Here is a 7,659-nt window from a genome sequence, read left to right as displayed (position 1 = left end):
TAATTTCGTCATTTTTTCACCCAAATTTGTATGCTTATCAGCATAACATTTCTTTCTTAATGGGTGGCCAAAATCACTGTACCACTACACCTTCACCCTTTTTTAGGTGTACTTTTAATTTAAATCATACTGAAACATTTCTAAATAAGATATACCCTCCAGCTAAAATAATGGAGGCAAGAAAGTTGAGTATGTAATTCGTACAATAAACTATTTACTGGATATCAATCAATTTTAAATTTAATTATTGGTTCAAAGGTTTACCCTAATTTTGAATATACTCTTTAATCTTTTTTCCCATCAGACTAAAGCCCTTTCTCTCTTTCATATATTCCTGCATATTATAAACACCTTACAATTGATTATTGAGTATTTTATCAATTACTATTGGGTCTGTTCCAATATCAGTATCTCCTAAGCGAGTAGCGACTGTTCTCCTTAAATCGTGAGGTACAAATTTTGGGACTCCCAATTGATCTAACTTTCGACTTATGGAGCGTGACAGTGAGTGCCTGTCAATCGGTTGCTCACCAAGACCTGATTTATTAGTTGTTGTACTAGGAAATACATATTTAGAATTGAGATAGCCAAATGCTGCACGTAACTCATCAAGCAACATAACCATATTTTGAGTAATCGGTACTTTATGGGTTCTCTCGCCATATTTTTTGCTTTACGTGCTCGGCTGAGCTTGCCCGGATTATTTTATCAAAATTAAACTCTTGCCACTGAGCGCCTGTAACCTCTATTGGCCGACAACCTGTTAGTTATGCATTAGAGGCTTGTTGGCTTACGCATAACTGGCGGAGACGTTCAAATACTTGAATAGCCTCTTTAAACATTTGCGTAAGAATAGACTACGTTTTGCGTCTCTATCTGTTATTGAATCAAGTATCTTTTAAAAATTTCGCGGCGGGTTATTTCTTTAAACTTATAATAGCCAATAAATAAAAGCGTCAATTCACGCTTTCTAACTAAATAATACTAGTGCTTGCGCCCTACACCATTACGTACCATATCTTGCCCTGTTTGGAATACGTCTTCTGTAATCATGCGTGCTAAAAGTAGCTTTTGATTATCGTCAAACACAGCAACAAAACGGCTGCCATCTTTGTTATTAGTAGCCATGCCAACACCAGCAACACCTTTAAGTCCAAAACCACCGTTTTCGACATCTATTAAAAAGCTTTCTAGTGCGGCTAAAGTATCAATTACGTCATTTTCATTATTCATCTTAAAACTCTTTTAGTAAGGCTTTTAAATCATTATGGTGGCTATTTTATAGAGAAGAGCCAAAAACTTAAACCCTTGGCTCAGGTTAGTAACTAAATTGACTTTATAGCTAACTCTAAATTGCTTAGCGCACAACCAAACTCTTTTGCATTAACGCGATGATACTGTGTGTCACTCGTTGCTGTAAGGCTAATTATAAACTCGTCTTGTTGGGCTACCGTACTTTGCTCTTGGCTTAAGCACATAGCTTGAGTAAGTGAGCGCAGTTTAGAGTTTGTTAAAATTGAACCAAAACGCTGTACTGGTAATGGCGGTATTTTTATCTCGGGTAACGCTTGGCTTATAGTTCGCTCACTCAGAGTAAACGTATTGTTGGTAATATCAATTACGCTACTAGCAGGCCAGTACGAATAACGATAGTTATTACCCTCTTTTTGAGGCTTGCCTTGCTCAGTTAAGTGCACTACACCGCTTTTACCTATTACGGTCATTAAACTAACTTCTGGCGATTTAATAACAACCAAAGCTGTATTTTCATCAATACCAAAGCCATGCTGCATTTGTGTTTTAGTATTACTCGCTTCGCTATTATTTAGCGCAGCTGCGAGTCTAAACGTGCGGTTTTGTTCGCTAAATTGAGTATCTATAACACCAAAGTTAAAGCTACCAAGTCCACCAGCATTAGCGTTAGTTTCACTTTTACGAAGAGCCTCAAGGCTTGTTGTATTCGTAAGCATGCCCGTTATTTTACTTTGGATTGCAGCGCCCGCTCCTTCACCGACTATAACTGGGCGGGTTTGCAATGCTTGCGTCCACGGATATGGATTGTTGTTTTGATCAAACAACACCTTGTGAGTTAAGGCTGCATTACCGCTATTAAACATCACACCGGTACTGTTTTTAATAAGTGATACAAGTGCGTCAATGCCACTTTTGCATAAAGCGTATTCGGCTTTTGTACGATCGGGGTAAATTGCTTCACGGTTATACACATTCATTAATGCATTTCTAAGTGCGGGTAATTCATCGCACGAGTTACTCGTAATCGCTTTAGCAAGCGCTGGGGTAAGTGCTAACCATTGAGTGCTTATATTTGATTGTGCTAAAAGGTTCTGCGCTAAATCCGCCGACTCATAAGGGTCTCGGCTCGATGCTGTAATAGCCAGCATGGTGGGATTTGCGTTATTAACTTTTAAACTGCCCGATACAAATTGCAAAATATTGTTAGTTGCGCTCTCGTTATTAAAATCGGTATTTACTTGCTCTTTAGAGCGCTCACCATTTTTATTAAGTAGCGGTACTTCTAGCATATCAAATACAAAGTTGTATTCTTGTTGGGTAAGGCTTTGCAGTTGTTGGTTGTTTATATCGCGCCACTGCCAGAGTAAATCAGTTTTTGATGCGCTATTTGACGATTTACTTTGCATGGCTTTAAGTGTTTTTAGTACAGCCGCTTTTGCCTCAATGTTATTATTAGGCCAGTGCTGCGTGATATTTTTTATTTGAGAGTTATTAACCCTATATAGATTACGTGATTTACCTTCAACAACAGTCTCTTTTTCGCAGTTATTAAGCTTTGCGCTAGTACAAGTTGCAAGCTCTGAGCCCACTAAAATTAAAGTTTGGCTTTGCTCTTGAGCCACTGCATTTATTGAAAAACCAGCACCCAGTAACGCCACTAATATAACTCGTAATTTAGGCTGTTGATTACGTAAAAATGCACATATCATAATGTAAACTCTAATATAAATTATAAAACTAATGTGTTGCAGTTTAACAGCTAGCCACTTGAGCCTAAATATATTTTTATAAATGTTAAATAATGCTAACCACTGAAAAAATAATAACGTCAAACACATCATTTTAATAAATTGTTTAGCTTGCCCCCTACCCTCGTAAATATTGACCAAACAAATTTAAACCGACCATTTATTGACCAAACCCATTGTTTAAATTACGGTGGTGCATTGTTTTATGTAACCGGGGTGAAATATGGACTTTTCTAATGAAGAGGTAAATTTTTTAGCTGAGTTATTCAAACCAAATACAAAGCAGCGCTCTCCCCGTAATCATATGCTTACAATGAAAAGCTCTGTACCCGCTAGTATTGCTCACCTTTTTACTCATGCTAATTTAACTTTGCTTGCTGAAGTTGCTAATTACCAACTTTGGTTTCCCTTGCAATTAAAAATTGATGAGTTAGGTGTAATTAACCCCACTTTGAGCGCACCGGAGGTAATTGATACAAAAGGCACTCAGCGAAGTTGGCGTTGGAGTGAGCTAAATATTAAAAGCCAAGGTTTTAATATTGAATCAATTTCCAGTACGGGCATATTTTTAAAACCATTGAAAAATGGAAAAAGCTTAAACAAATTACAGCACATGAGCTTTACTTTACCCAACAAAGAAAATATATCAATGGATGTAGAACCTGTTAGGCAAAGTAGCCTAGGGATTGCAGCAAAAATAACTCAAATTCATAGCGGACAAGAGCAGCTAAGAGCTTACCTATTTGAAGAACATAAACGTCAATATGCTAAATTATATGAAAATGGCCAATTAGTTGAACAATTAATGTAATAGCCTTAACCACCCTATACTTGCATTTAGTTAACTTTATTTAACGCTGTCTCAATGTTAATCTGTACCCCTATTTATAAATCATAAGGATATGACAATGCCAGGTGCTTTTGCGCACATTACTGCGGTTAATATTGCAACGCAAACCAAGTCACTCGCTAAAATGGATATGCCTAAAAAGGCAAAACTTATTTTAAGTAAACGCCAAGCATACCTTGAACTAGGTTGTGTAGCCCCCGATTACCCTTATTTAGCTGTAGCGCAGCCTAGCCAAAATGCATGGGCCGATCTAATGCATTACGAGCGCACGGGTGATTTACTTAAAGCCATGATTGAATACTGTAAAACACTTGAAGATGAAGCATTTGAAAAGTGCTTTGCTTGGTTATGCGGTTATATGGCCCATGTTGCTGCAGATATAACGGTGCATCCGGTTGTTGAATTAAAAGTTGGCCCATATGAGCAAAACCAAACTGCGCACCGTACCTGTGAAATGAACCAAGATGCGTTTATTTGGCAACGTTTAAATTTAGGTGAGTTAGGCTACGCTGATCGCGTACAACAAAATATTGGGTCTTGTACTAACAAAGACGATAATTTTGATACCGATATTGCACAAATTTGGCAACATGCTTTATTAACAGTTCACCCACACTACGCCGCACAACACGCGCCTAACTTTAATACATGGCATAACGGTTTTCAGTTTGTAGTAAATAATGCTGAAGAAAGCTATCGGTTATTTGCCTGTGCACGCCATGTTGCTGCTGATTTAGGTTTGTTTTATCCTCGCCCAAACGAAGTAGACTCCACTTTTATTGAACAGCTAAAAACACCGCACGAGCCAATGCATTACAACGATATTTTTGACTTTGCCGTTAGTAACATTCAGCACTATATAACCATTATTGCCAATGCCGTATTTTTAGATACTGATTACAGTGAAATTAAAAACTGGAACCTAGATACGGGCTACGATGAGCACAACACAATGACGGTATGGAGCAAATAGCATGAAACACTTACTCTGCATAAGCTTAATTGTATTACTTAGCGGTTGTTACACTTCAAAAAATAACAATCCAGAAATAATGGCCGATTTAGCCTCGCAATTAAAAGATATTGCTACAGCTGTAGACGGCACTTTAAAGTTTAGTGAAACCCCCTATTCATCCTCTGATGAGTTATTAAAAGCTGCCGTTAATAACGATTTAAGCAAACTTACGCCCTTTAACGAGTACACGTTTATTGTGGATGTACAAGATGATAACGCCGTATTACTTTTATGTGATGCTGACACTGCTTTAATTGAAGATGCAGGCTGTACTGCGCAATCAGACATACAGCATTGGAAGTCGGGAGCTGTGCAACAGTGCAAAATAACTATAAACGCCCAACAACTCTGTAATTAGGTAATAAAACCAAGCTAGCTTTAATAGAACATGCATAGCTTTTAGGTGAGTATGTTCTATATAGTGGTCACTAAATACATTTAAAGTTGAGCTGTCACTTCTTTAGGGTTAAACACTAAGCCATGGCGGCTAACATGTTCTGCAAATTGTTCAGCTGGCATTGGTTTAGCAAAGTAATAGCCCTGAAATTCTTTACACCCCATTTGCGCCATTATTGCTACTTGCTCTTGGGTTTCTACCCCTTCGGCTACACACTTAATATCAAGCTCTTTACACATAGCATGTACTGCCTTAACTAAACTTTTTTGACGCTTTGAGCTCGTTACTTGGCTTATTAATGAGCGATCTAACTTGAGTTTGTTAATTGGGTAGTCGGCAAGGCGTGCAATATTAGAATATCCTACCCCAAAATCATCGACCGAAATAGTAAAACCCCACGATTGCAGTGTCTGCATAAGCTTTAACGAATGGGCTTGGTTAGCCTCAAGGGAAGTTTCAGTCAGTTCTAACTCTATTTGAGGCGGCTTTACATTAAAGTCGGCAAGGTATTTAACCAGTTTTGACATAAAATCGGTTTGGCTAAAATCAATTAGAGATATATTTATTGCCACCGGCACACTCGGTAAACCCGCTTTAGTCCAGTCAGCAATTTGAGCACACACCTTTTGAATAATCAGATCGGTTAACCGACTAACCATCCTGTATTCTTCCGCAATAGGAATAAACACCACGGGCGACACATTACCCAGTATTGGACTATTCCAACGCGCTAAAGCTTCAAGCCCTATACATTGACCCGTTGCATCTACTTTAGGCTGATAATGCACCGACAAATCGCCTTGTTGAAGCGCTTCGTCTAGCAACATTGAAATTTCGTATTTTTCGATAAAAGCTTGTGACTGTTTTTCGTTATACCCACTTAGTGGAGTATTACAGTTTGCGATTTTAAGTGCTTCGCACGCATTGCTAAGTACTATTGTGCTGTTTTTTCCATGATCAGGATATTTTGCAAAACCAAATAAAAATGATTGCTGACACTTAGTGCCAAACACATTATATTTTTTATCTAATGTATTTTTTATTTGTATTAATAGCTTATCTTCAAGCTCGTTTTGCGAGTTTGCCACAATTATAAAAGCGAGCTTTCCGACTCCTATATGAGCACACAACAGCGGCTCATCTGGCATCGCTTTTAAACGCTTGTATGCGTTAATCAGTAAGGCTTGAGAGTCGGCTTTAGTGAGCTTTAAATTTAAGTATTCACTATTTGCACTTTGCGCAACAACAATATAAAAACCTTTTTGGTACTTACTTGTTAGCCTATCGCATTGCAGTTCAAACCATTCTCTATTAGGTAGCCTTGTTCGCGAGTCTCTGAAGCGTAATCGTTTGTTTTCTAGCTCCATCATAGACAAGCTTTGCTTAATGAGCTGTTCTTGCGTGCAATCGTAAAAGTCGTATACACGGTAGTTTGTGCTCATTGTTATTTGCTGATAACTGGCTTTAAAATAGCTTTTTTTGTACTTCACAATTTTATTTTGCGCATTTGGATCGTCAAAAGATAAAGTAGGAAATAAATGAGAGAGGTTAACGCATTCTTCTTTTAATTCTTTTTTTATTCCAAACATATCAATAGCATGTTGATTAAAATCAGTAATGACAAGGTTTTCGTCAACAATAATTTTGGCTTTATTTGATTCGGTGAATAAGCTTCGATAAAGCTCATTTTTGTCTTTAAGGTGTGTATTAGCGCTTATCATTGTTTTGTTTAAACGCTTAGCAGCCACAATTGTGCGTGCTACAGCAAGGGGAATACATATGTTAAAAAATAAAAATATAAGCCCTGTAATGTATAAGTCCGCGTCGGGAAGTTGTTGCGCTATGCCAGTCAAACCCGATACATCAACGCTATTTATGATCATATAAAACGGCACAATATTTAATATGCCATAAGCTAAGGCTGTTCTATAACCAAGCAGCATAAGTGCAATTATCGGACAAGAATACATATACATAGAGCCCACTTTTGCAAGCTCTAAGTCTGTTAAAAATAAGTTCATTGACACGCTAGCGGCCACAATAGCGATTAAAAGTGCATGAGCGCTAAAGTGATAAAAACGCTTACTTGCTATAAGTAAACCGCATGAAGTAGCAAGAAAGCTGCTTGTTAATACAACAATATGAATTAAGTTAAATTCAATAGCGCTTGTGTACGTGTGACACGCCACAGATAAACATAACACCATTACCAATGATATAATAATGCGCAGTGCACTTATTCGCCAATTAGCAACCTGACCAGGGGCTGAATAGTGGTCGTTTAGTAAAAAGAATCTATTGAAAAAATGCATAATAAACAACAGTTAAAGCTCATTATTCTATTAGACATTGATAACTTGTTAAAATCAATAAAATGAATGTAATTTCTATTTAC

Annotated in this window: 7 protein-coding genes; 3 read left to right on the top strand and 4 right to left on the bottom strand. The window is 37.5% G+C overall.

Features of this window, described 5'->3' with window-relative positions:
- Window positions 1–352: 352 nt before the first annotated feature.
- From GQR54_RS19780 to GQR54_RS17995, 3 genes are all read right to left on the bottom strand, one after another.
- Window positions 353–619 carry a hypothetical protein gene (locus GQR54_RS19780; RefSeq protein WP_346766097.1) on the bottom strand — a complete coding sequence of 89 codons (267 nt, stop codon included), beginning with the start codon at window positions 617–619 and terminating at the stop codon, window positions 353–355.
- Window positions 620–984: 365 nt separating this feature from the next.
- Window positions 985–1,233, bottom strand: coding sequence for a hypothetical protein (locus tag GQR54_RS18000; protein ID WP_024600470.1), 249 nt, complete (start codon window positions 1,231–1,233; stop codon window positions 985–987).
- 92 nt (window positions 1,234–1,325) lie between these two features.
- Window positions 1,326–2,963, bottom strand: coding sequence for a cyanophycinase (locus GQR54_RS17995; RefSeq protein ID WP_166379423.1), 1,638 nt, complete (start codon window positions 2,961–2,963; stop codon window positions 1,326–1,328).
- Window positions 2,964–3,225: 262 nt separating this feature from the next.
- Between GQR54_RS17995 and GQR54_RS17990 the strand changes: the two genes are divergently transcribed.
- The 3 genes from GQR54_RS17990 to GQR54_RS17980 all read left to right on the top strand — a co-directional run bounded on the left by GQR54_RS17990 (window position 3,226) and on the right by GQR54_RS17980 (window position 5,225).
- Window positions 3,226–3,813, top strand: coding sequence for a hypothetical protein (locus tag GQR54_RS17990; RefSeq protein WP_166379421.1), 588 nt, complete (start codon window positions 3,226–3,228; stop codon window positions 3,811–3,813).
- Window positions 3,814–3,910: 97 nt separating this feature from the next.
- Complete coding sequence (locus GQR54_RS17985; RefSeq protein ID WP_166379419.1) at window positions 3,911–4,825, top strand: zinc dependent phospholipase C family protein; 915 nt, start codon at window positions 3,911–3,913, stop codon at window positions 4,823–4,825.
- Window position 4,826: 1 nt separating this feature from the next.
- Window positions 4,827–5,225, top strand: a complete 399-nt coding sequence (locus tag GQR54_RS17980; RefSeq protein WP_166379417.1) for a hypothetical protein — start codon at window positions 4,827–4,829, stop codon at window positions 5,223–5,225.
- A gap of 80 nt (window positions 5,226–5,305) precedes the next feature.
- Here GQR54_RS17980 and GQR54_RS19495 read toward each other — a convergent pair whose 3' ends face one another.
- Window positions 5,306–7,576 (bottom strand): EAL domain-containing protein, encoded by a 2,271-nt coding sequence (locus tag GQR54_RS19495; protein WP_206017762.1) that lies wholly within the window; start codon window positions 7,574–7,576, stop codon window positions 5,306–5,308.
- Window positions 7,577–7,659: the final 83 nt, after the last annotated feature.

It is taken from the genome of Pseudoalteromonas sp. Z9A4 (assembly GCF_011378845.1).
Taxonomy (GTDB): domain Bacteria; phylum Pseudomonadota; class Gammaproteobacteria; order Enterobacterales; family Alteromonadaceae; genus Pseudoalteromonas; species Pseudoalteromonas arctica.
The sequence above is the reverse complement of the archived record's forward strand: the minus strand, read 5'-3'. Positions and strand labels throughout refer to the sequence as shown.

Coding starts and splice junctions, on each gene's coding strand:
- GQR54_RS19780 (WP_346766097.1), bottom strand. CDS start 619: ATGTTGCTTGATGAGTTACGTGCAGCATTTGGCTATCTCAATTCTAAA.
- GQR54_RS18000 (WP_024600470.1), bottom strand. CDS start 1,233: ATGAATAATGAAAATGACGTAATTGATACTTTAGCCGCACTAGAAAGC.
- GQR54_RS17995 (WP_166379423.1), bottom strand. CDS start 2,963: ATGATATGTGCATTTTTACGTAATCAACAGCCTAAATTACGAGTTATA.
- GQR54_RS17990 (WP_166379421.1), top strand. CDS start 3,226: ATGGACTTTTCTAATGAAGAGGTAAATTTTTTAGCTGAGTTATTCAAA.
- GQR54_RS17985 (WP_166379419.1), top strand. CDS start 3,911: ATGCCAGGTGCTTTTGCGCACATTACTGCGGTTAATATTGCAACGCAA.
- GQR54_RS17980 (WP_166379417.1), top strand. CDS start 4,827: ATGAAACACTTACTCTGCATAAGCTTAATTGTATTACTTAGCGGTTGT.
- GQR54_RS19495 (WP_206017762.1), bottom strand. CDS start 7,576: ATGCATTTTTTCAATAGATTCTTTTTACTAAACGACCACTATTCAGCC.